The organism is Shewanella sp. 10N.286.51.B8 (assembly GCF_041469325.1).
GTDB lineage: Bacteria > Pseudomonadota > Gammaproteobacteria > Enterobacterales > Shewanellaceae > Shewanella.
This window is the reverse complement of the sequence record NZ_JBFRKG010000025.1, coordinates 111,944-137,208: the sequence shown is the minus strand read 5'-3', so window position 1 is coordinate 137,208 and position 25,265 is coordinate 111,944. Positions and strand designations below refer to the sequence as shown.

Below are 25,265 nucleotides of genomic sequence, written 5' to 3'. Positions count from 1 at the left end.
CCACTTGGCGATATCCCAATCTAAAGCTTTTTCGAAAAACCCGCTAATGCCAGCCTTTCTATATAATGGTACGGGAAGAGAGACTTGAACTCTCACACCTTACGGCACCAGAACCTAAATCTGGCGTGTCTACCAATTCCACCACTCCCGCACTGACTCTGTTTAACATCCAGAACACGATGCTCATTTAACCTTGAGAAGGTAGCCAGTCATATTTCTAAAACCTTGCGGCCTTAACTAACCAGCGAATCTCTAGTTTGACATCTTGAGAAGATGGTAGCAATGGCGGGACTTGAACCTGCGACCCCAGCATTATGAATGCTGTGCTCTAACCAGCTGAGCTACATTGCCACTTTATCTTTCGTTGCCCTCGTCGTGAGGACGGGGCGTATTATGCTTATTCAGCGTATCGAGGTCAACTGCTTTTTTTAGCTATTTTCATCAATTGGCACTGTTCGGCTATAAGTTCACCAAACTGCGTAGCAAATCGGCATATTTGACCAAAAAAGTTAACCTCGACCGCTTGTTTGACTAATTAAAGTCTGCAAATACTATTTATACGTTGAATAAGAAATGCATTACATCGCCATCTTTAACGATATAAGCTTTACCTTCTACGCGTAACTTACCTGCTTCTTTAGCACCTGCTTCACCATTAAACTCGATAAAGTCATCATAGGCCATTACTTGGGCGCGAATAAAGCCACGCTCAAAGTCGGTGTGGATCACACCAGCAGCTTGTGGCGCACTGGCGCCTACTGGCACAGTCCATGCTCTTACTTCTTTTACACCTGCAGTAAAGTAAGTCTGTAAGTCCAATAATTCATAACCACCACGAATAACGCGATCAAGCCCTGGCTCATCAAGACCAAGGTCTGCCATAAACTCATCACGCTCTTCAGCGTCCATCTCAGCAAGCTCAGACTCAATAGCAGCACATACTGCAACCACCACGGCGTTTTCTGTCGCGGCAATGGCTTTAACAGCATCTAAATGTGGATTATTCTCAAATCCATCTTCAGATACGTTAGCAATGTACATGGTTGGCTTTAGGGTTAAGAAGTTAAGGTAGGCAATTGCAGCCATTTCTTCTTTGCTTAACTCTAATGAACGCAGCATTTGGCCTTCATCTAAAGTTGGACGCATTTTTTCAAGTACTTCTACTTCAAACTTAGCATCTTTGTCGCCGCCTTTAGCGCGCTTTTGCTGACGGAAGATAGCACGCTCTAAGCTGTCTAAATCCGCTAACGCAAGTTCAGTGTTGATAACATCAATATCGCCTGCAGGGTCAACCTTGTTAGCAACATGAACGATGTTGTCATCTTCAAAACAACGTACAACGTGACCAATGGCATCCGTTTCACGAATGTTAGCTAGGAACTTGTTACCTAAACCTTCACCTTTTGATGCGCCAGCAACTAAACCTGCAATATCCACAAATTCCATTGTAGTCGGTAAAATACGTTCTGGATTAACAATCGCTGCTAATGCATCTAAACGTGGATCAGGTACTGGAACCACACCCGTATTTGGCTCAATGGTACAAAACGGGAAGTTAGCAGCTTCGATTCCTGCTTTAGTTAACGCATTAAATAGTGTTGACTTACCAACATTTGGCAAACCCACAATGCCGCATTTAAAACCCATATTTTTACCTTTATATAATTAAACTCACCTAGGAAGTGGTAAGTTGTGTCAAATCAATAATCAAAGCGCGGCTAATTTAGAGCGCTTTGAATGTGTGTAATCGGTGCATCGCTTTCGCCATGTCTTGTTTAAACAATATTTCAGTTGAACGCACCGCTTCATCTATTGCTGCGTCCATCTTTTCTTGATCGTTCGCTGGCGCTTTACCTAAGACATAACCACTGACGCGGTTTTTATCTCCAGGGTGACCAATACCAATACGTAATCGGTAAAAGCCTTTTTCATTGGCAAGCTTAGCAATAATATCTTTTAAGCCGTTATGACCACCATGACCACCGCCCAATTTAAACTTGGCAACGCCCGGCTCCATATCAAGCTCATCATGGGCCACTAATATCTCTTCAGGTAAAATACGAAAAAAGTTCGCTAATGCGCCCACTGACTTACCGCTTAAATTCATAAACGTAGTAGGTATAAGTAGACGCACATCTTTACCATCAATAGTGACTCTGGCGGTTAAGCCAAAATATTTACTGTCTGGCGCTAAGGTGGCGCCACATAAACGCGCTAACTCTTGTACATACCATGCACCCGCATTATGACGAGTGTGGGCGTATTCTGCACCTGGGTTAGCAAGGCCGACAATTAGTTTTATTTGACTCATTAGCACTCAATTTCAGTGGTTAAATGACTGCGTTATCTTCAATATCATTTATCCATCTTAATAGTTATAGACTAAGATTTTGTGATTTGAAGGCGCTAAAGCGCGGCATTTTAACACTCAAAACTGAACTCAACAAATACACTGTGATAATTAGACAGAATGGGGATAACCTCACTGTGAAAAAGTTCACAGTGAATATAGTTAACCGCCATTAGAAATTGCGTGGTGGGGGAAGGCGTGATTGCTGATTAAATAGAATAAGTTACGCTAAACCCAATGCGTATTTAAGCACTTTCTGTTTGATCGGATTATCGTAGTTTGTCAGTTTCAACAACCCATTTCTTAACAGTTTTATTGGTAATAAATCATTACTAAAGCCTGCATAGAATGCATCCATTGCTGACATCATCAATAAATTATCGCTATAACGTTTGCATTGATACTGCTTTAAACAAGATGCTGTCCACCAAGGTTTATCATTGCCTACTGCATCGGCAATGGTTGCAATCAATACATCGACATCTTTAAAACCAATATTGACGCCCTGCCCTGCAAGCGGGTTAATGGTATGGGCTGCATCACCTAAAATCACAATATTATCTTGGCAATAATCTTGGGCATGACGTCTTGTGAGCGGGAAACTGCCTCTAGCTATAACGGTAAAGTTCTCATCAAGCCTTGATGGAAAGTTAAGCTTAATTTGCTCAGCCAGTTGTTTATGATTGAGCTGCATAAGCTGCTTAATGCGACTATTACTGTCATACCATACTAATGAGGCGTTATTACCCGGTAATGGCAGTAATGAGCGTGGCCCTTGAGGGGTAAACTGTTGCCAAGTTATGTCTTGCTGCGCGGTGTCAGTTTCAACATTAATGAGCATGGCTGACTGAGCATAATCCCAGCCAGTAATACCAATACCGGCCCATTGTCTTACTTGTGAGTTAGCCCCATCTGCGCCAACTAATAATGATGCATGTAATTCAACGCCACTTTTAAGGGTCGCTTTAATTCCTTGAGACAATGATTTTACGTCACTATTGCTCATTTCAATACGCTCGAACTTAGCAACGCTATCAGGGCAATAACAATGCACATTGTCCATCTTTTCAATTTGCTGCCACAGACTCAGTTGAATTAAGCGGTTCTCAAAAAAATAGCCCAGATGTGATTCATCGATCTGATCAGCATGAAAACGGGTAATGCAATCATCGAGCTCCCAGGTTTCTAAACCTTTATAGGCCACATGACGCATAGTGCGTAATTGCTCCATTACGCCCAAGCGTTCAAGTAATTGCTCAGAGGCCACACTAATAGCTGATACGCGTAAGTCTAAGGGCTGCTCAGGTAAATAGGCTTTAGGCGCGAATGCTTCAACCATGGCAACATTTAAGCCAAGCTGACCTAACCCCACAGCTACAGCTGCGCCCACCATACCTCCGCCAACGATGACGACATCATGTTCAACTACATTCGATGCTTGATGCATTGTTTATTTACCTTAATAAAAAGCTGTAATACTGAAACGCCATGACAGCGGCTACTATTATGTGCCAATAAGCGTCACTTAAACTATGTACAAAGATGTCTGTAACGCCTCAATCGTATCGATATGTTGCTATCTTGAGTTTGAGCAACACTTGCTTACACTGATTAAACTTTGACCACCAAACCTTACCTTATACTGAGACTGTCTAGTATGACATGCCTTGCAACCAACCCCTTAAATGCCAAGGTAAGAGAGGATAGTATGTTCAGTCAAAGCACCTATGTACAATCTAATAATGGAACCCTTAAATCACTAACAAGCAGCCGTAATACGTTAATGAGTTATGTAAAAAAGTTTACTGAGTCACTCTATACTATGCCGCTACTTGCAGGGCTTGTTGCTGGCGCAGCCATTATGCCAATGACAGCACAAGCCGAAGTACAACCGATGGAAACCATTACGGTTATTCACCGTTCATCCTTCGATTATGCCTTATATCAACAAACCACGGAAATGCTTACGCAGTTTAATAGAGAGCTAGCGCAAAAAATAATTGTTCAAGCAAGACAAGATAACGTCACAATGGCGAAACAATTTGGCTATTTTACCAATCAATCAAATGAGTTAGCCCAAATAGATAAACACCCTGAAAATATAGGGGTATTAGTCATTTCAGAATAATGCCGCTTAAGTGTGCACAAAGGGTAGCCAGCGAGCCTTTGTGCAGTTAAAATACTCGGCTATTTTTCTGTGGTAATAGAACGGCGTAACTGATGAGTAAAAAACTACACATAAAGACCTGGGGCTGTCAGATGAATGAATATGATTCATCTAAAATGGCTGACTTGCTGGACGATTATCAAGGTTATACCTTGACTGAGGATGCTGAAGAAGCAGACGTACTGCTACTAAACACATGTTCAATTCGCGAAAAAGCGCAGGAAAAAGTGTTTCATCAGCTTGGTCGCTGGAAAACCCTCAAAGACAAAAAACCTAATCTAATTATCGGTGTAGGTGGTTGTGTTGCCTCACAAGAAGGTAAAGCCATTAAAGAACGTGCTCAGTGCGTTGATATTATTTTTGGCCCACAAACCTTACATCGCTTACCTGAGATGATCACCCAAATTAATAATGGCGATAAAGCAGTTATTGATGTGAGCTTTCCTGAAATTGAAAAATTCGACCGCCTACCTGAGCCTCGCGCTGACGGTCCATCGGCGTTTGTGTCTATTATGGAAGGCTGCAGTAAATACTGTTCATTCTGCGTAGTGCCGTACACCCGCGGTGAAGAAGTTAGCCGCCCGGTTGATGATGTCATTTTAGAAATCGCACAACTTGCTGAACAAGGTGTACGTGAAGTAAACCTGCTTGGTCAAAACGTGAATGCGTTTCGCGGTGCTACCCATGATGATGATATTTGCACCTTCGCAGAGTTATTGCGTCTAGTGGCATCAATTGATGGTATCGACCGTGTGCGTTACACAACGAGTAACCCCATTGAGTTTTCACAAGACATTATCGATGTTTATGAAGACACCCCTGAAGTGGTGAGTTTCTTACATTTACCAGTGCAATCGGGATCAGACCGCATTCTAACTAATATGAAACGTGGTCATATGGCAATTGAATATAAATCAATTATTCGTCGTTTACGTAAAGCGCGCCCTGATATCCAAATCAGTTCCGACTTCATTGTCGGCTTCCCTGGTGAGTCAAATGCTGAATTTGAAGACACCATGAAGTTGATTGAAGATGTCAGTTTTGACCACAGCTTTAGCTTTATCTACAGCGCCCGTCCAGGAACACCAGCGGCTGATTTGCCAGATGATGTCACCATGGAAGAAAAGAAAAAGCGCTTAGCGATTTTACAAGACCGTATTACCCAACAAGCCATGCGCTACAGCCGCCAAATGTTAGGCACTGTTCAACGTATTTTAGTTGAAGGCCCTTCAGTTAAGAACCCTATGGAGCTTCGCGGCCGTACTGAAAATAACCGCGTAGTGAACTTTGAAGCTGATCCTAAGTGTATTGGCGGTTTTGTGGATGTTGAAATTGTTGATGTATATACAAACTCGCTGCGCGGCGTATTTATTCGTGGCGAAGACGAGATGGATTTACGTCGAAGTTTACGTCCGTCAGATATCGTAGCCAAACACAAAACTGATGATGATATTGGTGTAAGCCAATTTACCCCAGGCAGCTAATTTAGCCATAAAACGGGTTTATCATTATTTAATAAAGGCGGCCTCGAGCCGCCTTTATTGTGCTTTTCAGTTAATACCGTGGTATTTTAACTTTTATACCTATTCGCATTCTTTTTCTTTTGGAGCATTATTTTTGTCCACTAAAGTTACTACCATGAATTTATACCTCGAGCCTGCTGAAACTCGAAGAATTGCCTCATTATGTGGTCCATATGATGACAACATTAAACAGCTTGAACGTCGTTTAGGTGTTGAGATTATCCATAAGAATAATCATTTCAAAATCGTTGGCCTGCCAAGACATGCCTTTAATGCTAATAATTTACTGAAACAGCTATACATTGAAACCCAAACTGTTAAAGGTAGCACCCCAGATTTAGAGCCAGAGCGAGTGCATTTAGCCATTCAGGAGGTCATTAACCTCGAAGCTGAATCATCGGCTGAAGATGACACCCTGCATATCAAAACTAAACGCGGCATCATCAAACCTCGCAATCCAAACCAGTCTGTGTATGTGGCGAATATGGCCAAACACGACATTACCTTTGGTGTGGGACCTGCCGGTACCGGTAAAACCTTTTTAGCAGTTGCCGCAGCTGTTGATGCCCTTGAAAGACAAGAAGTAAGACGAATACTCCTTACCCGCCCAGCTGTTGAGGCTGGCGAAAAATTAGGTTTTTTACCAGGGGATTTAAGTCAGAAAGTCGATCCCTATTTACGCCCGCTTTATGATGCCTTATTTGAAATGATGGGCTTTGAGAAAGTTGAAAAGCTACTTGAACGTAATATTATTGAAGTCGCGCCTTTAGCCTATATGCGTGGTCGAACCCTAAATGATGCGTTTGTTATATTGGATGAAAGCCAAAATACTACTGTTGAGCAAATGAAAATGTTCTTAACCCGTATCGGCTTTAACTCGAAAGCGGTGATCACCGGTGATATTACCCAGATAGATTTGCCTCGCAGTCAAAAATCAGGGCTTCGCCAAGCCATTGAAGTATTGAGTGAGGTCGATGAAATCAGCTTCAACTTCTTTATGTCTCAAGATGTGGTGCGTCATCCGATTGTGGCAAGAATTGTCGAAGCTTATGAAGCCTTTGATTCAAAAGAGCTAGCACAAAAAGCTGAAAAAGAGCGCCAGTATAAACAACGTCAAACGGCCTTTAATGAACAAATGGCCAATGTGGACGTTAACGCCAACGAGATCAGTAAAGACGGAGCAATAAATAATGAGTCTTAAACTTGATTTAGATCTGCAAATTGCCGTTACTGACAGCAGTAAGCTCCCCAGCCGAAGTGAATTTGAGCTATGGGTAGCGACAGCCCTTGGTAACACTATGGCGCAAGCTGAACTGACCATCAGAATTGTTGAAAATACTGAAAGCCAGCAACTTAATAATACTTACCGTGGTAAAGACAAGCCGACTAATGTATTGTCTTTCCCCTTTGAAGCGCCTCCAGGGATTGAGTTACCGCTATTAGGCGATCTCATCATTAGTGCTGAGGTGGTAGAACTTGAAGCAAATCAACAAAATAAGCCCCTTGTCGCACATTGGGCCCATATGGTTATTCACGGCTGCTTGCATTTACTAGGCTATGACCATATTATCGATAATGAAGCTGAAGAAATGGAGTCATTAGAGACTCAACTCATTGAAGGCTTAGGTTTTTCAAATCCATATAAGGAAGCGTAAATAAATCAGACGACTGCATATAACATGCTGATTTTGATTTAGTAAAATATTATGAGTGACGACATCCCACCGAGTACCAACGCCCGTAAGAAGAACTGGATTGGCAAAATTAGTCAGATGTTTCAGGGCGAACCTCAAAATCGCGAAGACTTAGTTGATGTAATTGCTGGCGCAGAAGAGCGCTCTTTAATTACTGAAGACACCCGCGAAATGATGAATGGCGTATTAGAAGTATCAGGGTTGCGGGTACGCGACATCATGATCCCTCGAAGCCAAATAGTCACATTGCAAATCGATAGCACTGTTGAAGAGCTACTAGAAACAGTCATTGAGTCTGCACACTCCCGTTTTCCTGTGGTCAACGAGGATAAAGATCATATTGAAGGTATTTTGCTTGCAAAAGATTTACTTAAATATGGTTTCAAACAATCAGCTCAACCTTTCTCATTGCATCAAGTCATCAGGCCTGCGGTTGTTGTGCCTGAAAGCAAACGCGTTGATGTACTGCTAAAAGAATTCCGCTCCCAGCGATATCATATGGCCATCGTGGTCGATGAATATGGCGGTGTATCCGGTCTAGTGACGATTGAAGATATCTTAGAAGAAATCGTCGGTGAAATCGAAGACGAGTTCGATCATAGTTCAGTAGAAGATACCGAAATCAAAAAGATCAGTAACACCGTGTTTATGATTAAAGCACGTACACCGATTGATGAATTTAATGACGCTTGTGGCACCCAATTTAGCGACGAAGAATTTGATACCGTAGGCGGCTTAGTTTCACACGCATTTGGTCACTTACCAGAGCGAAATGAAACTGTCGTTATCGATAATATCGAGTTTAAAGTCACCAATGCTGACACCAGACGTTTAATTCAACTTAGTGTGAAGTTACCCGATCAAAAACTGCTAGAAGAACTCGACGACTAACTCTGTGCTAAAAAATAAACTTTCCAAGTCATCAGTGATTAAAATGGTGACTGCATTTGTTGCAGGTGCTTCAACCACACTTGCTTTTGCCCCCTACGCTATTTGGGCTTTTTACCCCGCAGCAATGCTGTTTGTTTTATGGCAAAGTCGCAGCCTAACCCCGAAAGAAAACTTCTTTCATTGGTTAAGCTTCGGCTTTGGCTGTTTTGCATTTGGCATTAGTTGGGTACATGTCAGCATTGATACCTTTGGTGGTTTACCGCTAATAGTATCAATGGCATTAATGGCAATATTGGCGCTTTATCTGGCCTTATTTCCAGCGCTAGCAGGTTATCTCACTGCGAAACTGTCCCAATATCAGCAAACTCAAGGCTGGCAAGTTTATTTTCGTTACTTAGGGTTATTCCCCGCACTGTGGGTATTTACCGAGTGGATGCGCGGTTGGGTTCTCACAGGTTTCCCTTGGTTATGGGCAGGCTACAGTCAAACCCAAGGGCCATTGTCAGAGCTTGGCAGTATAATTGGCGCATTAGGCTTAAGTTATGTTATCGCACTGGTTTGTGGCAGTATCGCACTGGTGTTATATCAACGTTTTGCCAGTGTTATCATCATATTCTCTTTGATATTTATCAGCACTTACCTTGCGCCGCACATCTCCGACATAAGCCCACGAAATGAAACGGTTAAAGTGGCTTTAGTACAAGGCAATATTGAGCAAAGTATGAAGTGGGAGCCTGACGCACTATGGCCAACTTTACTCAAGTATATGGATTTAAGTCGGCCTAATTTTGATGCTGATATCATCATTTGGCCTGAAGCCGCGATTCCAGCGCCTGAAGCTATGGTGGCAGACTTTTTACATAATACCGACAAGGTGGCTAATTTAAATAATAGCGCCATCATTACCGGTATTATTAGCATGCAACAAAATGACTTTTATAACTCATTAATTGTATTGGGCAATGCCTATCATCCTCAGCAGACTGAGGGCGATTACGTTGGAAGTGGCATTAATGATTACAAGAAACATCATCTATTACCAATAGGTGAGTTTGTCCCTTTTGAAAGCCTTTTACGCCCAATAGCCCCGTTTTTTAATTTACCCATGTCATCTTTTGCACGTGGCACCTATGAGCAAAAAAACCTTAATGCTTTAGGCTATCAAGTGGCACCGGCTTTATGCTACGAAATCGTCTTTCCTGAGCAATTACGCGCCAATGTGAATAAAGACACTGATTTTTTACTCACAGTGTCTAATGATGCCTGGTTTGGTGACTCTATCGGGCCACTGCAACACATGGAAATAGCCCAAATGCGCGCAATTGAGTTGGGGCGCCCCTTAGTCAGAGCCACCAACAACGGTGTTACCGCTGTGGTCGATATTAAAGGCCGTATTACTCACCAACTGCCACAGTTCAAATCTGGAGTATTAGTGGCTGACGTTGCCTTATATGACGGTGAAACTTGGTTTAAGCGAATAGGCCAAACACCGTTACTCATATTATGTAGCTTGATAATTTTATTTAGTTTTATATATCAACTATTATTAAACAAAGGCAGAAAAAAATAGCAAGGAGGCCATGATTGCAGCAAGCATTGCCAGTTAAGCCAAATATATTCAATCCAAATGGATTTACATTAATTGAGTTAGTGGTGGTCATTATCATTTTGGCCGTCATTGCCATTATTGCTGCGCCAAAGTTTATCAACTTTGCCACTGAAGCCCGAATTAACGCATTATCACAATTACAGAGCAGCGTTAAAGCAGCTAATACCCTCGTTTATGCACGCACGCAAATGCCCAGTATTTCTACCCGAAGTGTTCCAGGTCGTGATGATTTAACCGATATCGATTTAGAAGGCGATGGCAGTTTCAATACCCGTTTAATAAACGGTTATCTTGATAATACTGATATCGAAAAATGGATTGTGTCGATGGACGATTGGGAAATCCAATATCGAGGTGCACCTGAAACCTATATTGGATATGATCTCAATGACGATGGTGAAGTGCGTGATGACAACTGCTATTTTTTGTACACCCAGGCCAGTAGTGAAGCTAACCCGCCAACATACCAAGTTAGCACCTCGGGTTGCTAAATATGCGCTTTAAACTCAGTTAATCGATAAAAAATTGACCATAAAACACTATTGCATAAACATAAGACGTAAAACACTATTACATAAACATAAGACGTAAAGCACTATTACATAAACATAAAACGTAAAACACTATGCCACTTAAGTCAGCTAGCATAGTTGCTGTCTCAAACAATCTCTAAAATCGTGCTATTGTTTGAAATAGGCAGCGCTTTAAGGCGTTAGCGCTTCTCGAGTGAACATTTCATTATCGCATTGTGGGCAATCTGGAATAATACTGGGGAATTCAATTTTCATTTCATGATTACACTCAGTACAAATCACTTTACCTTGGTTAATCACCTCCCCTGACATATAAAAACCCTGATGCTTAAAGTCTTGGGCAATTTCATGCCACTCTACTTGGCTGCGATCAGTAATTTCACCCAGCCAGTGCCATAAGGTGTTTTCAATACCAATGACAGTTGGGCTAAAACTGAGGTTATCGGCATTTTCCTCTTTTATGTAGCTGGCGATGTCACGCTTTAAAAAATCTTCTGCTAAAGCAAGCTCCTCGGCATCGGCGGCTGACTTTAATTGCAAATAATCTTTACACTGGGTCACAGAAGCAAAAAGGCTCTTTGCCGTCAATGAGTTATCTTCATCATATTGTTTCTTAACTTGCTCAAAAAGCGTCTTATATAGTGCTAATAACGCTGAACTTCGTCCACTCATAGTAAATACTCCTTCATCTGAACCTTTTTAATGCATCACTTCTAGTTTATTCTATGCAGATCTTACTCGCGCTTTTTAGCGCTAGATCAAACAATGGGCGGCATTGGCCGGAATAGAGTGATGCAAGAGCAATATAATCCCTCAGAAATTGAAGCCTTGGTGCAAAAGCACTGGGAAGACAAAAAAACCTTCGAAGTAACTGAAGATGCAAACAAAGAGAAATTTTACTGTCTCTCTATGTTCCCTTATCCATCAGGCCGACTTCACATGGGACACGTGCGTAACTACACCATAGGTGATGTTGTTGCTCGTTACCAACGTTTGCAAGGTAAAAATGTGTTACAACCTATCGGTTGGGACTCATTTGGTCTACCTGCAGAGAATGCCGCAATCAATAATAAGACTGCGCCTGCGCCATGGACTTATGAAAATATCGACTACATGAAGAACCAACTTAAGCTATTAGGCTTTGGTTATGATTGGAGTCGTGAAATCGCGACTTGCACCCCTGAGTATTACCAGTGGGAACAATGGTTCTTCACCCAGTTATTTGAAAAAGGCTTAGTCTACAAAAAGACCGCCTCAGTTAACTGGTGTCCAAACGATGAAACAGTACTGGCTAACGAGCAAGTACAAGACGGTTGCTGTTGGCGTTGTGACACTGAGGTGGTTCAAAAAGAAATCCCTCAGTGGTTCATTAAAATCACCGATTACGCTGAAGAGCTATTAAACGATATCGATAAGTTAGATGAATGGCCTGAGCAAGTTAAGGCGATGCAACGTAACTGGATTGGCCGCAGTGAAGGGATTGAAATGACTTTCGGTGTTGCTGGCAGTGACGATAGCTTTGATATCTATACCACTCGTCCTGATACCGTGATGGGCGTAACCTATGTTGCAATTGCCAGTGGTCACCCTCTTGCTGAAGCTGCAGCAAAGAATAACCCTGAGCTTGCTGCATTCATTGAAGAATGTAAAAACGTTGATACTACCGAAGCGGCTATGGCTGCAATGGAAAAGAAAGGCGTTGCGACCGGTCTTAATGCAATCCACCCATTAACCGGCAAAGAAGTGCCTATTTGGGTCGGTAACTTTGTATTAATGAACTACGGTACTGGCGCAGTAATGTCAGTTCCAGCCCATGACCAACGTGATTATGAGTTTGCTAAAAAATACGGTTTAACCATTGAAGCTGTGATCAAGCCTGCTGATAGCGATGTGGATATCAGTGAAGCTGCCTTTACTGATAAAGGCGTGCTATTTAATTCAGGTGAGTTTGACGGTTTAGAGTTCCAAGCTGCATTCGATGCTATTGATGCCAAACTGACTGCTGAAGGTAAAGGTAAGCGTCAAGTGAACTTCCGTCTGCGTGACTGGGGGGTATCGCGTCAACGCTACTGGGGCGCTCCTATCCCTATGGTTACGCTTGAAGATGGCACCGTAATGCCAACACCAGCTGAGCAACTGCCGGTTGTATTACCTGAAGATGTGGTAATGGATGGTATTCAAAGCCCGATAAAAGCTGACAAAGAGTGGGCTAAAACCACGGTAAATGGCCAGCCAGCACTGCGTGAAACTGATACCTTTGATACCTTTATGGAATCATCTTGGTATTACGCCCGTTACTGTAGCCCCCATGCAGATCAAATGCTTGATCCTGCTAAAGCAAACTACTGGTTACCAGTGGATCAATATATTGGCGGTATCGAGCATGCTTGTATGCATTTGCTATACTTCCGCTTCTTCCACAAGTTGCTACGTGATATTGGTTTAGTTGACTCTGATGAGCCAGCCAAACGCTTACTGACTCAAGGTATGGTATTGGCTGATGCTTATTACTATAACAACGAGAAAGGCGCCCGCGTTTGGGTTTCACCATCTGACGTTACAGTACAAGAAACTGACGATAAAGGCCGTGTAGTAAAAGCGGTAGACAGTGAAGGTCATGAACTGGTTTATACCGGCATGAGCAAGATGTCTAAGTCTAAGAATAACGGTATCGACCCACAAGAAATGGTTGATAAATACGGTGCTGACACCGTGCGTTTATTCATGATGTTTGCAGCCCCACCTGAGTTAACCCTTGAGTGGCAAGAATCAAGCGTTGAAGGCGCACATCGATTCATTAAGCGTTTCTGGAAAACAGCTCATGATCATATCGCTCAAGGTGATGTGGTTGAACTTGACCCTAAAGCACTTGATAACAATCAAAAAGCACTTCGTCGTGAATTACATAAAACCATTGCTAAAGTCAGTGATGATGTTGAACGCCGTCAAATGTTCAATACCGCCATTGCCGCTATCATGGAACTGATGAACAAGTTGCAAAAAGCCCCGTCTGCTAATGAGCAAGACAGAGCCCTGATGCAAGAAGCATTATCAGCAGTAACACGTTTGCTTTACCCAATCATCCCACATACTTGTTTCAGCATGTGGACAGCCTTAGGTAACCAAACTGATATCGAAGATAGCCTATGGCCAACAGTTGATGAGTCAGCACTAGTTGAAGACAGCAAACTGATTATCGTGCAAGTTAACGGTAAGCTGCGTGCTAAAATCACAGTAGCTGCAGATGCTGCTAAAGAAGAAGTAGAAGCCCTAGGTTTAGCTGATGAAAACGTACAAAAATTCACTGATGGCGTCACCGTACGCAAAGTGATTTATGTACCAGGCAAACTGCTAAACATCGTTGCTAATTAATCATTTATAAGTAACGATAGCTTGAAGGTGACAAATGACAAGCAATTAGCCTCGTCATTCGTCGCCTTCATAAAGTTAAAGATGTAACCTAATACCCATCTTATGCATGTACAGTTAAAGGATGCCAAAAACAGTGATGCTAATTAAACGCATTAACTTGGCCTTGTTGGCGCTCGTCATTATGACCAGTGCTGGTTGCGGCTTTAAATTACAACGTAGCTATTCAATTCCTGCCGAACTTGAAGAATTGCACCTGCGTTCCAATGACCAATACAGTGAACTGACCCGTCTAGTTAATGAACGCTTACGTATTCACCGTGTGGCAACAGTACCCGCATCAGATGAAACACCCACTTTAAGCCTCATCAATGACTCACTAGAGCGTGCTACCCTGTCTTTATATCCTACGGGTAACGTAGCTGAGTATGAGCTTATTTATGTGGTTAATTACACTGTTATGTTCCCAGGCAGCGAGCCACAGCGATTCGTATCTGAAATTCGCCGTGATTATCAAGACGATCCGCGTACAGCACTAGCAAAAAGCCGAGAAATGGAAATGTTAGTCAAAGAAATGCGTATTCAAGCGGCTGATAATATTATCCAAACTCTGGCCTCAATCGAGGTGAATTGATGCGGGTTTACCCAGATCAATTAAATCAGCATCTCAAAACACTCCATGGTTGTTATTTACTCTTTGGTGACGACCCATGGTTAATTGAAAACTGCAAAGCACAAATTCTCAGCGCGGCTAAAAAACAAGGTTTTGAAGAGCGGGTACATTTAACTCAAGACAACAGCTTTAGCTGGAATGATTTGCAACAAGAGTGGCAATCAATGAGTTTATTTGCCAGTCGCCGCATCATCGAGTTGACGCTTCCCCAAGCAAAACCTGGCACCGAAGGTTCGGCAGCGTTAACAGCCATGATGCAAAATCCTAATCCGGATATTATTCTGATTATCCATGGGCCAAAGATATCTGCTGAAACCAAAAGCAAATGGTTTAAATCCCTTGATAACGACGGTATTTATTTACCTTGCGCTACCCCTGAAGGGAAACAGTTCCAGCGCTGGTTAGATAATCGCATTCATTTTTACAAGTTACAGGTGCAGATGGACGCCAAAGCCATGCTGTTTAACTTGTTTGAAGGTAATTTGTTGGCTGCTGAGCAAGCCTTGCAATTATTGCAATTACTCAGCCCTGATAAGCCAATCCACAGCGATCATTTAAACGATTATTTTGAAGATCAGTCGCGCTTTACTGTGTTTCAGTTAACCGATGCGCTACTAGGAAACCACCAAAAACATGCCCAGCATATGTTGGTACAGCTTAATGCTGAAGGCACTGCGATGCCAATTCTAATGTGGGCATTGTTTAAAGAGTTAAATGTATTACTCAGTTTAAAATCTGCAGTAGAGCAAGGCGAGCAACTGAATAGTTTATGGTCTAAACATCGTATTTGGGATAAGCGTAAACCCTTTTATCAAGCGGCATTAACCCGACTGAGCCTCAGTCAAATCGAACACATGCTAGCCTTTGCCTCAAAAATTGAGCGCAACCTCAAGCAGCATGGGGTAGAAGATTGGACCGCTATCAGCCATTTAAGTCTGTTATTTGATCCTAATGCCCACAGACGATTAGCCCATATAGAACTGCAAACATGAAGATTGGGATTTTAGGCGGCACCTTTGATCCCATTCATTATGGTCATATCAAACCTGCCATTGAAGTAAAACAACAGCTCAATTTAGACAAAATTTGGCTAATGCCTAATCATATCCCGCCTCACAAACAAACCACTAAAGTTAGCAGTGAGCAACGCTTAGCTATGGCTGAGTTAGTTTGTCAGCAATATGATGAGCTTGAAGTGTGTGATATCGAAATTAATCGTGATAGTCCATCTTACACTGTGACCACTCTTGAGTTATTAACCCAGCGTTATCCCCAGCATCAATTTTATTTCATAATGGGCACAGACTCTTTTATTCAGCTAGCGTCATGGTATCAATGGCAGCAATTATTTGCCCTGTGCCATTTGGTGGTTTGTCGCCGCCCTGGTTGGTCAGCGAGCCATGACCATCCGATGATGCAACTGCTTAAACAAAAGCAAGTAGATTGTCAGCAAGCTGAGTCGATTGAGGCTAAAGTTGGCAATATATTCCCAGTTGAAGTGACCTTGCAAGATATCTCCTCTACTGAAATAAGGGCGCAGCTGACTCAGTTAATGGCTAACGAAACTCACTTACCCACCCAAAGCACTAAACTACTCGCACAAAGCACTCATTTTTCCGCTGATGGCTCTTTGAAATTAGCAAAAGGCTCATTAAATAAAAAACTCCCAGCGTGCATCCAAGCCTATATTTTACAACATCAACTTTACCGTTAACCCCTCGTAATTCCCGACTCAAAAATCGCTGCTGTTAAAATCAATTTCAGCTTCAATTGCGCTCGCATAGGTATTTTGCGTATAATGCCCCGTTATTTTTATATATCGAGGTAAGTGACGTGCAGAGCACGGAATTAAAAGATTTTGTTATCGATAAAATCGATGACCTGAAAGCCAAAGACGTTGTGGTATTAGACGTTGCAGAACAATCACAAATCACTGATTTTATGGTTATTTGCTCTGGCACATCAAAAACACACGTTCGCGCAATTGCGGAAAATATGATCGTTGAATCTAAAACTGCAGGCTTACAACCATTAGGTGTTGAAGGTCGTGAGAGCAGTGAATGGGTACTGGTTGATCTAGGTGGCGTAATCTTACATGTAATGCAAGACCAAACACGTGAGTTTTATGATCTAGAAAAACTATGGTCTGAAAACAACGCATAATGAAGTTACAACTGATTGCTGTTGGCACCAAGATGCCAGATTGGGTAACCCGCGGATTTGAAGAATACCAACGTCGTTTTCCTCGTGATATGGCGTTAGAGTTGATTGAGATCCCCGCAGGAAAGCGCGGTAAAAATGCTGATATAGCACGCATTCTTCAAAAAGAAGGCGAACTAATGCTAGCAGCAGTACCCAAAGGCAATCACATTGTAAGCCTAGACTTGCCTGGTAAGAACTGGGAAACCCCACAACTTGCCGAGCAACTCAGCAAATGGCAGCTTGATGGCCGTGATGTCAGTTTATTGATTGGCGGTCCTGAAGGTCTTGCGCCAGCATGCAAAGCTGCTGCAAGCCAAAGCTGGTGTTTATCCGCCCTCACTTTGCCCCATCCATTAGTTCGAGTACTGGTTGCCGAAAGCCTTTATCGAGCATGGAGTATAAATAACAACCACCCCTACCATAGAGAGTAAACCTTATTGGTCAAGGCTCTGGTAAAAGCAAAGCTAATTCAGCTAATATAACAAATCTGAATTTATTAGCCTGAATCTCATCGGAGAAAGCTTAAGTGTCGCCAAAAAAGCGCATTGCCATGCACGACCACGCTGCCGAGGCGTCGCTATTCAAACGTCGTGCTTTGTTCACTTTCCTGTGCGTGTTTATTCTCATCAGTGTTTTACTGTCTAACCTTTATCAACTGCAAGTTGTCTCATACACTGATTATGAAACCCGCTCTAATGACAACCGTATCCGCGTTGTGCCCGTAGCCCCGAGTCGCGGCTTAATCTACGACCGTAACGGCCAACTGCTTGCTGAAAACCAGCCGTTTTATACCCTAGAAGTCATCCCAGAAAAGTCTAAAGATATTACTGCGACCCTAGATAAACTCAATGAGGTTATTGCCCTTACTGAAGAAGAGCGTGAAAGTATCACTGAAAGATTACGTTATCATCGCCGCTTTAAACCATTAACCATCAAAAGCCGATTAACTGAAGAGCAAGTTGCCGCATTCAGTGTTAACCAACATCAATTCCCCGGTTTTAGAGTCGAAGCAGGCCTTAAACGCCATTACCCCTATGAAGATTTGATGACTCACGTATTGGGTTATGTGGGTAAAATTAACACCCGTGATCGCGCATCTCTTGAAAAATCGGGTACCTGGAAAAATTACGCCGCCACTAATGATATTGGCAAACAGGGGATTGAAAAGTTCTATGAGAGCCTATTATTAGGCACCCCTGGTCACCTTGAAGAAGAAGTGAATAACCGTGGCCGCGTGATCCGCACCTTGAAGGTGACCCCGCCAACGCCTGGGCAAGATATTTACCTCACCTTAGATTTAAAACTACAGCAAAAAGCTATGGAACTATTAGATGGTCGCCGCGGCTCAGTGGTTGCAATCGATCCACAAGATGGCGGCGTACTTGCGATGGTATCAAGCCCAAGTTATGACCCTAATTTATTTGTTCACGGTATTAGCAGCAAGGCGTATAACGCACTACTAAACGATAAATCACGCCCTCTTATCAACCGTGCAACCCAAGGCCAATACTCACCAGCATCAACAGTAAAACCGCATATTGCACTACTGGGCTTAGAACAAAAAGCCATTAGCGAAAAAACCCGCATCTGGGATCCAGGCTTTTGGCAAATCCCCAATGTCGAACGTAAATACCGCGACTGGAAACGCTGGGGCCACGGCTGGGTTGATGTATACAGTGCCATCATGGACTCCTGTGATACCTTCTTTTATGACTTAGCCTATAAAGTCGGTGTCGATAAGATTGCTGATTTCATGAACCAATTTGGTTTTGGCGAATCAAGTGGCATTGATATCTACGAAGAAGCCAACGGCATCATGCCATCAAAAGATTGGAAGCGCATGCGTTACAATCAGCCTTGGTATATTGGTGATACGATTTCGGTGGGTATTGGTCAAGGCTACTGGACCTCTACACCATTACAGCTTGCTAATGCCGCCACCATTTTAGCCAATCACGGCACCCGTTATACGCCGCATTTATTAAAATCATTTAAAGATGACACCGCTAAAATCGATACCCCGATTGATGAGCGTGAACCAATAAAATTAAACGATGATAATAACTGGGAAATCATTAACGAAGCGATGCGAAAAACGGCTGATAAGTCTCGCTTTACTGATGCCAAATATACCGCAGCAATGAAAACCGGTACTGCGCAGGTATTTAGTGTTGCCCAAGATGAAAAATACGATGCTGATACCGTGTCAGAGTTTTTACGAGATAACGCCTTAATTATTGCCTACGCGCCTTATGAAAACCCTAAGATTGTTCTCGCGGTGGTTATTGAAAATGCTGGCTGGGGCGGAGTCAATGCTGGACCTGTCGCCCGGGCGCTATTGGATGAATACATGTTACGAGATCAATGGATGGTGGAACAATGAATACCTCACACCACCCACACAAACAGACTATTTGGCAAAAACTACACATAGACTTACCGTTATTGTTGGGCCTACTCGCGCTAATGATTTTTGGCTTGTTTGTGATTTATTCTGCCAGCGGTGAAGACTTTGCCATGATGGAAAGGCAATTAACCCGCTTTGGCTTGTCATTATTTGTCATGTTTATCTTTGCCCAAATAAACCCTGAAATTCTCAGGCGCTGGGCTTTACCCATTTACGTGGCAGGTATCATCCTACTGCTAGGGGTACACTTTTTTGGCACCATTAATAAGGGCGCACAGCGCTGGCTAAACTTAGGCTTTATGGAGTTTCAGCCATCAGAACTTATCAAACTCGCCTTCCCTATTACTATGGCGTGGTACATCAGTAAATTTCCGCTACCACCGAAAAAACGTTATTTAGCCGGTGGTTTGGTTATTCTGCTAATTCCTACGTTACTGATTGCTAAGCAACCTGATTTAGGCACCTCAATTTTGGTCGCCGCTTCGGGGATTTTTGTGCTGTTTTTATCAGGCATGAGCTGGGTAATTGTCGGCAGTTGTGTGACCGCGGTTTTAGCCTTTTTACCGGTACTGTGGTACTTCTTAATGCACGACTATCAGCGCACTAGGGTGATGACCTTGTTTGATCCTGAGCGCGACCCTCTCGGCGCGGGTTATCATATTATTCAATCGAAAATCGCCATTGGCTCAGGTGGTCTATGGGGTAAAGGCTGGCTGCAAGGCTCACAATCACAACTTGAGTTTTTACCAGAGCGCCATACCGACTTTATCTTTGCTGTTATCGGTGAAGAGTTTGGCCTGATCGGCAGTTTACTGTTACTTGCCCTGTATATGTATATCATCGGCCGCGGCTTGGTGATCGCATCGCGAGCGCAAACCTCCTTTGCTCGCTTACTGGCAGGCAGTATTACCTTAACCTTCTTTGTTTATATTTTCGTCAATATTGGTATGGTATCTGGCATCTTACCTGTTGTGGGAGTGCCCTTACCTTTAATCAGTTATGGCGGCACCTCGATGATGACATTGATGATAGGTTTTGGCATTCTGATGAGTATTCAAACCCATAGACGCTTTGTGGATAGGTAATCCCAGCCAAACCTAATGAAATAACTTAATAAGGAAAACTGCCGCACAGCTGAATTGACATCACTTAGCGGTAGTCCAATTACACAGGACCTTAAATGCAAATAACAACTAAAATCGCAACAGCGCTGGCATTACTTCTCAGTTCAACAACACTTTTTGCGGCGCCAACGCCGCCAACAGAGCAAGAAGTCAGCGCACTAAAACAGGCTTTTATCACTGAACAAGTGAGCAAGGGCTTTACCGAACAAGAAGTTCAGCAATTCCTATCATCTGCTAATCATAATCAAGCCGTACTTGATGCTATTTCCAAACCTTGGGAAGCCAAACCTTGGCACCAATACTATCCCATCTTTTTAACTGACTCCCGTTTAGAAAAAGGCTTAGCCTTTTGGCAACAAAATGCTGAAACCATCAAGCAGGCCTCAGAAAAATTCCAAGTTGACCCGCAAATCATTGTTGCCATTATCGGTATCGAAACCTACTACGGCGGCTACATGGGTAACTATAAAGTACAAGATGCGCTGTATACATTAGGCTTTTACTATCCTCCTAGAGCCACCTTTTTCAGGAAAGAATTTGGCAACCTGATGTCATTAATTAAAGAAGAGCAATTAGATAATGACAACCTTAAAGGCTCTTACGCTGGCGCTATGGGTTATGGCCAGTTTATTCCTTCAAGCTATCGTCACTACGCGGTTGATTTCAGCGGTGATGGCCGCCGAGATCTATTGAATAGTAAGCCGGATGCTATTGGTAGTGTTGCTAATTATTTCCACCAACACGGCTGGAAAAAAGGCGCACCTGTTGCCCTTAAATTAAATCACACCGTTGAAACCGCGCCTAAAGCCAAGGTATGGCTTAAAGGCAAGCCGACACAAACTGTGGCTGATATCTTGACCCCAAGTTTATCCCTAGCGGTTGCCAAAGATATTGATGCTTCGCAATCTGCATTACTGATCAAACTTGAGCAACCCAAAGCAACAGACTACTGGTTAGGGCTTAATAACTTTTATGTGATTACCCGCTACAATCGCAGCCCACTATATGCCATGGCGGTATATCAATTTAGCCAGCAATTAGCAGCTGCGTACCACTCAGGTGCAGCCCCTGCACATGACAACAAATAAGATGCGCACTCACATGAACGGTCAAATAAACTGTCACATTAAATATGACATGCTAAAAAAGTCACTCATTAGTCTCGCCGTGGTTGGGTTGTGCGGTGCATTGGCTGCGTGTTCAAGTTCACCGACGCCAACTAGCCAAGATGACCGCTATCAGCTCAAAGATGATCGCGCCCCTAAAAGTGCCCCCGATGTCAGTAAGGTTGAAGATGCCCACCCAAAGTATGAGCCCTATAGTCGCCAAGGAAACCAGCAAAACTATACTGTGCGCGGCAAGTCATATCAGGTGATGTCGAGCGCGAAAGGTTTTAAACAAACGGGCGGCGCCTCTTGGTATGGGTCAAAGTTTCATGGTCACCTAACATCAAACGGCGAAACCTATGATATGTACTCCATGTCAGCAGCCCATAAAACCTTGCCATTACCAAGTTATGTGCGAGTCACTAATGAGGCTAATAACAAACAAGTGATTGTCAGAGTCAATGATCGTGGCCCATTCCATGAAGGGCGCATCATTGATTTATCCTACGCAGCGGCCTACAAAATTGGTATGTTGCAGCAAGGCACCGCTAAAGTCAGCATTGAAGCCATTCATATTGAGTCACCAGAATCAATGGCACTAGATGAACTAAAAGACTCCAGCGTGCATTTTATTCAAGTGGTGGCCTCTAAAGATCTGCTGCGGATTAATGTGCTGGCAAAAGAGCTTGAACAAAAGTACCAAGTGCCGGCAAAAGTTGAAGCGGCTAATGGCTTTTATCGCCTGCAACTCGGACCAATTGGACAGCGTTATTTAGCGAATAAAGTATTAGTGCAGCTAAAACAAGATGGCCACCCTAATAGCTATATGATGTACCCTAAAAAATAACCAGTTTTTGAAAAATAATAAATTAACCTGCCTGACAGTTTATTTATGTTAATGAAGCTTAATGTCAAATTGTCAGCGACTAATGATATAATGTTTTTAATTATGTCGTTTATTCATTTAAACCTACTAAAGATGCTTTAAAGTAATAATCTTGCTTGGTTTTTATGCTATTTTTGATAAATGCGTTTGTTGGTGCTTTCACTAGCACATCAAACACGGTAAGTTAAAAATAAACCCTAAACGACGTCACCTTCTACATTGACCAGAGATGTGCCAATTTAATGATGAATATTGTTAACACTCCCCTAAAATCTTTGCTGTTGCTTTCTGCGGTATCTTTTTCATCTCAAGCAGCCAACGCAGCTAATGCACCTATGGTTATGCCTAATGCGCCGACTGTCGCCGCTAAAGCTTATGTTCTAATGGATTACAATTCAGGGCGCGTGATTGCTGAAAGCAATGCCTATGAATCACTTAACCCTGCTAGCTTAACTAAAATGATGACCAGTTATGTTATTGGTCATGAAGTTAAAGTCGGTAATATTTCTTTAGATGATGAAGTAACCATCAGTAAAAAAGCTTGGTCTAAAAACTTCCCAGATTCGTCAAAAATGTTTATTGAAGTGGGTAAAACTGTCACGGTCGAAGATTTAAACCGCGGCATTATTATTCAATCAGGTAACGATGCCTGTGTGGCAATGGCAGAACATATCGCCGGCACCGAAGATGGCTTTGTTGACTTAATGAACTCATGGTCAAAGCAACTGGGCATGACCCAAAGTTACTTTGAAAACTCACATGGTTTAGATTCTGATAATCACAAAACCACCGCCTATGATATGGCATTGCTAGGCGCAGCGTTAATTCGTGATGTGCCAGATGAATACCGTGTTTATTCAGAAAAATCTTTCACCTTTAACGGCATTAAACAATATAACCGTAACGGCCTATTGTGGGATAACAGCCTTAATGTTGACGGCATCAAAACTGGCCATACATCAGGTGCGGGTTACAACTTAGTGTCTTCAGCAACCAATGACGGTATGCGTCTCATTACCGTGGTGATGGGTACTAACAGCGAGTCAGCCCGTAAAGCTGAAAGCAAAAAGCTGCTTAACTACGGTTTCCGTTTCTTTGAAACCATTACCCCATATAAAGCTGGCGACACCTTTGTTACCCAAAAAATCTGGTATGGTGATCGTGAAACGGTTGATTTAGGTGTCGTTACCGACACGCCTATTACCATTAATCGCGGTCAAGCTAAAAACTTACAAGCAAACTTTGAGCTAACTAAGCCACTAACGGCGCCGTTAGCGAAAGGCGAAACTGTTGGCCGTGTTTTCTTCCAATTAGATGGCAAAGACATAGCTCAATTCCCATTAGTCACTTTAAATGAAGTCAATGAAGGCAGCTGGTTTAGCAAATTGATGGATTACTTCAAGCAAATGTTTGAAGGCTGGTTTGGTGAATAATAAGCTAAGCTATTTTCTAAATAATTAGTAAAATGGTCAGTTAAACAAACTGATATCTACAATAAAGCCACCTTCGGGTGGCTTTATTGTTATCGAAGCAGCAGCGCAAAACTAACGCCTTAGGTAATAAATTACAATGGCGCAGTAAAAATGACCATCAAACGCTGCTCGCAGACTTGTATTACAGTATAATTACCCCATATAGAAGTGATAACAGCTTCAACTGTACCTGCTGTAATATCTACAAACAGGCGCATTCAACCGTAGAGAGCAAACACATGTTAGAAACAAACTTTGGCGAACTAATGGATTTTCCAAATTCATGCCCATTCAAAGTCATCGGTAATGCTGACGATACCTTAGCTGATCGCATCGTTGCTGTAGCGCAAAAACTCGCACCTGGCGATTATGCGCCAACAGTCAAAGCATCAAGCAAAGGCACCTACTACGCAGTATCAATTCGTATTACTGTTACCAGTAAAGAACATATTGAGCAAGTTTATACAGATCTTGCTGCAATTGAAGGTGTAAACCGCGTACTTTAACACCGCTCAAAATGGTATAAAACGTGATCCACCTATCACTTTGATGTTATTTCAGTGATAGGTGCGTATAATAAGCCAACTTTTTTGAGGGAGAGCTTGCCCTTGCAAACTCAGACGTTACATATCAGGCATCTTGGCCGCCAAGATTACGAGTCGGTCTGGCATGCCATGCAAAGTTACACTGACAATCGCGACAGTGACAGCAACGACGAGCTATGGATAGTTGAACATTCACCGGTATTCACCCAAGGCCAAGCAGGCAAAAGTGAACACATTCTCAATCCTGGCGATATCCCAGTGATCCAAGTGGATCGCGGCGGACAAGTCACTTATCACGGCCCCGGCCAACTGGTTGTCTATCCACTCATTGACATAAAAAGAAGTAAACTCGGTGTGAGACAATTAGTGAATAATATCGAGCAAAGCATCGTTGATATGCTCGCCATGTACGATGTCAATGCTTACGCCAAAGCAGATGCACCCGGTGTCTATGTTGACGAGCGAAAACTCGCGTCATTAGGGTTACGCATTCGTAAAGGCTGCTCTTTTCATGGCCTTGCCCTCAACGTCGATATGGATTTAGCACCATTTCTGCGCATTAATCCTTGTGGTTATGCCGGACTTGAAATGGTGCAATGCAAAGCCTTAGGCGGCCCACAAACCGTGACTGAAGCTGGCGACAAACTGATTCAAACATTAAGCCAAGTATTAGGCTACCAAGAACTTGTACATCATCAAGGATTAGCAGAATAA

At 42.8% G+C, this 25,265-nt stretch carries 24 protein-coding genes and 2 tRNA genes; 20 read left to right on the top strand and 6 right to left on the bottom strand.

What is annotated here, in order from left to right; all coding sequences use genetic code 11:
- Nucleotides 1-66: 66 nt before the first annotated feature.
- The 5 genes from AB4160_RS10405 to AB4160_RS10385 all read right to left on the bottom strand — a co-directional run bounded on the left by AB4160_RS10405 (nt 67) and on the right by AB4160_RS10385 (nt 3,797).
- Nucleotides 67-151: transfer RNA gene (locus tag AB4160_RS10405), tRNA-Leu, on the bottom strand.
- 123 nt (nt 152-274) lie between these two features.
- Nucleotides 275-351 (bottom strand) — tRNA-Met (locus AB4160_RS10400).
- Between the two features lie 204 nt (nt 352-555).
- Nucleotides 556-1,647 (bottom strand): redox-regulated ATPase YchF, encoded by a 1,092-nt coding sequence (gene ychF, locus AB4160_RS10395; protein ID WP_102438973.1) that lies wholly within the window; start codon nt 1,645-1,647, stop codon nt 556-558.
- 76 nt (nt 1,648-1,723) lie between these two features.
- Nucleotides 1,724-2,311, bottom strand: a complete 588-nt coding sequence (pth, locus tag AB4160_RS10390) for an aminoacyl-tRNA hydrolase (RefSeq protein ID WP_372004521.1) — start codon at nt 2,309-2,311, stop codon at nt 1,724-1,726.
- Between the two features lie 262 nt (nt 2,312-2,573).
- Nucleotides 2,574-3,797, bottom strand: a complete 1,224-nt coding sequence (locus tag AB4160_RS10385; RefSeq protein ID WP_372004518.1) for an FAD-dependent monooxygenase — start codon at nt 3,795-3,797, stop codon at nt 2,574-2,576.
- Nucleotides 3,798-4,058: 261 nt separating this feature from the next.
- On the opposite strand from AB4160_RS10385, the gene AB4160_RS10380 reads away from it, so the two are divergent.
- The 7 genes from AB4160_RS10380 (at nt 4,059) to AB4160_RS10350 (ending at nt 10,725) form a co-directional block, all read left to right on the top strand.
- Complete coding sequence (locus tag AB4160_RS10380; RefSeq protein WP_372004515.1) at nt 4,059-4,478, top strand: hypothetical protein; 420 nt, start codon at nt 4,059-4,061, stop codon at nt 4,476-4,478.
- Nucleotides 4,479-4,570: 92 nt separating this feature from the next.
- Nucleotides 4,571-6,001, top strand: a complete 1,431-nt coding sequence (gene miaB, locus AB4160_RS10375) for a tRNA (N6-isopentenyl adenosine(37)-C2)-methylthiotransferase MiaB (protein ID WP_102438981.1) — start codon at nt 4,571-4,573, stop codon at nt 5,999-6,001.
- A gap of 133 nt (nt 6,002-6,134) precedes the next feature.
- Nucleotides 6,135-7,241 carry a PhoH family protein gene (locus AB4160_RS10370; RefSeq protein WP_102438983.1) on the top strand — a complete coding sequence of 369 codons (1,107 nt, stop codon included), beginning with the start codon at nt 6,135-6,137 and terminating at the stop codon, nt 7,239-7,241.
- Nucleotides 7,231-7,695 (top strand): rRNA maturation RNase YbeY, encoded by a 465-nt coding sequence (ybeY, locus tag AB4160_RS10365; protein ID WP_102477091.1) that lies wholly within the window; start codon nt 7,231-7,233, stop codon nt 7,693-7,695. Before AB4160_RS10370 ends, ybeY begins: the two co-directional genes overlap by 11 nt.
- A gap of 51 nt (nt 7,696-7,746) precedes the next feature.
- Nucleotides 7,747-8,625: a CNNM family magnesium/cobalt transport protein CorC gene (gene corC / locus AB4160_RS10360; RefSeq protein ID WP_102438987.1), complete on the top strand. Its 879-nt coding sequence runs from the start codon at nt 7,747-7,749 to the stop codon at nt 8,623-8,625.
- 43 nt (nt 8,626-8,668) lie between these two features.
- On the top strand, nt 8,669-10,195 hold the full coding sequence (gene lnt, locus AB4160_RS10355; RefSeq protein WP_102532072.1) for an apolipoprotein N-acyltransferase: 1,527 nt from the start codon (nt 8,669-8,671) through the stop codon (nt 10,193-10,195).
- A gap of 14 nt (nt 10,196-10,209) precedes the next feature.
- Nucleotides 10,210-10,725 (top strand): prepilin-type N-terminal cleavage/methylation domain-containing protein, encoded by a 516-nt coding sequence (locus tag AB4160_RS10350; RefSeq protein WP_102438989.1) that lies wholly within the window; start codon nt 10,210-10,212, stop codon nt 10,723-10,725.
- A gap of 213 nt (nt 10,726-10,938) precedes the next feature.
- Here AB4160_RS10350 and AB4160_RS10345 read toward each other — a convergent pair whose 3' ends face one another.
- Nucleotides 10,939-11,439, bottom strand: coding sequence for a zinc ribbon-containing protein (locus AB4160_RS10345; RefSeq protein WP_076543105.1), 501 nt, complete (start codon nt 11,437-11,439; stop codon nt 10,939-10,941).
- 120 nt (nt 11,440-11,559) lie between these two features.
- Between AB4160_RS10345 and leuS the strand changes: the two genes are divergently transcribed.
- The 13 genes from leuS to lipB all read left to right on the top strand — a co-directional run bounded on the left by leuS (nt 11,560) and on the right by lipB (nt 25,265).
- On the top strand, nt 11,560-14,139 hold the full coding sequence (gene leuS / locus AB4160_RS10340; RefSeq protein WP_102439165.1) for a leucine--tRNA ligase: 2,580 nt from the start codon (nt 11,560-11,562) through the stop codon (nt 14,137-14,139).
- Nucleotides 14,140-14,275: 136 nt separating this feature from the next.
- Nucleotides 14,276-14,770, top strand: coding sequence for an LPS assembly lipoprotein LptE (gene lptE / locus AB4160_RS10335; protein ID WP_102438991.1), 495 nt, complete (start codon nt 14,276-14,278; stop codon nt 14,768-14,770).
- Complete coding sequence (holA, locus tag AB4160_RS10330; RefSeq protein ID WP_102438993.1) at nt 14,770-15,801, top strand: DNA polymerase III subunit delta; 1,032 nt, start codon at nt 14,770-14,772, stop codon at nt 15,799-15,801. Before lptE ends, holA begins: the two co-directional genes overlap by 1 nt.
- Nucleotides 15,798-16,523, top strand: a complete 726-nt coding sequence (nadD, locus tag AB4160_RS10325) for a nicotinate-nucleotide adenylyltransferase (protein ID WP_102438995.1) — start codon at nt 15,798-15,800, stop codon at nt 16,521-16,523. The genes holA and nadD overlap by 4 nt, the downstream gene beginning before the upstream one ends.
- Nucleotides 16,524-16,642: 119 nt before the next feature.
- Entirely contained in the window at nt 16,643-16,972 is a 330-nt protein-coding gene (gene rsfS / locus AB4160_RS10320) for a ribosome silencing factor (protein WP_076543101.1), read from the top strand.
- Complete coding sequence (gene rlmH, locus AB4160_RS10315; RefSeq protein ID WP_076543100.1) at nt 16,972-17,442, top strand: 23S rRNA (pseudouridine(1915)-N(3))-methyltransferase RlmH; 471 nt, start codon at nt 16,972-16,974, stop codon at nt 17,440-17,442. The genes rsfS and rlmH overlap by 1 nt, the downstream gene beginning before the upstream one ends.
- A 95-nt stretch (nt 17,443-17,537) precedes the next feature.
- Nucleotides 17,538-19,394, top strand: a complete 1,857-nt coding sequence (mrdA, locus tag AB4160_RS10310; protein WP_102477088.1) for a penicillin-binding protein 2 — start codon at nt 17,538-17,540, stop codon at nt 19,392-19,394.
- A complete protein-coding gene (rodA, locus tag AB4160_RS10305) occupies nt 19,391-20,503 on the top strand; it encodes a rod shape-determining protein RodA (RefSeq protein ID WP_102477087.1) in 1,113 nt (370 codons plus the stop codon). Before mrdA ends, rodA begins: the two co-directional genes overlap by 4 nt.
- Before the next feature lie 95 nt (nt 20,504-20,598).
- A complete protein-coding gene (gene mltB / locus AB4160_RS10300) occupies nt 20,599-21,630 on the top strand; it encodes a lytic murein transglycosylase B (RefSeq protein WP_102439001.1) in 1,032 nt (343 codons plus the stop codon).
- 49 nt (nt 21,631-21,679) lie between these two features.
- Nucleotides 21,680-22,495 (top strand): septal ring lytic transglycosylase RlpA family protein, encoded by an 816-nt coding sequence (locus AB4160_RS10295; protein ID WP_102439167.1) that lies wholly within the window; start codon nt 21,680-21,682, stop codon nt 22,493-22,495.
- A gap of 281 nt (nt 22,496-22,776) precedes the next feature.
- On the top strand, nt 22,777-23,967 hold the full coding sequence (locus AB4160_RS10290; protein WP_076543096.1) for a serine hydrolase: 1,191 nt from the start codon (nt 22,777-22,779) through the stop codon (nt 23,965-23,967).
- A gap of 278 nt (nt 23,968-24,245) precedes the next feature.
- Complete coding sequence (ybeD, locus tag AB4160_RS10285) at nt 24,246-24,512, top strand: DUF493 family protein YbeD (protein WP_076543127.1); 267 nt, start codon at nt 24,246-24,248, stop codon at nt 24,510-24,512.
- Nucleotides 24,513-24,614: 102 nt separating this feature from the next.
- The gene (gene lipB / locus AB4160_RS10280; protein WP_076543095.1) at nt 24,615-25,265 is read left to right on the top strand and encodes a lipoyl(octanoyl) transferase LipB; all 651 of its coding nucleotides are present in this window, start codon (nt 24,615-24,617) and stop codon (nt 25,263-25,265) included.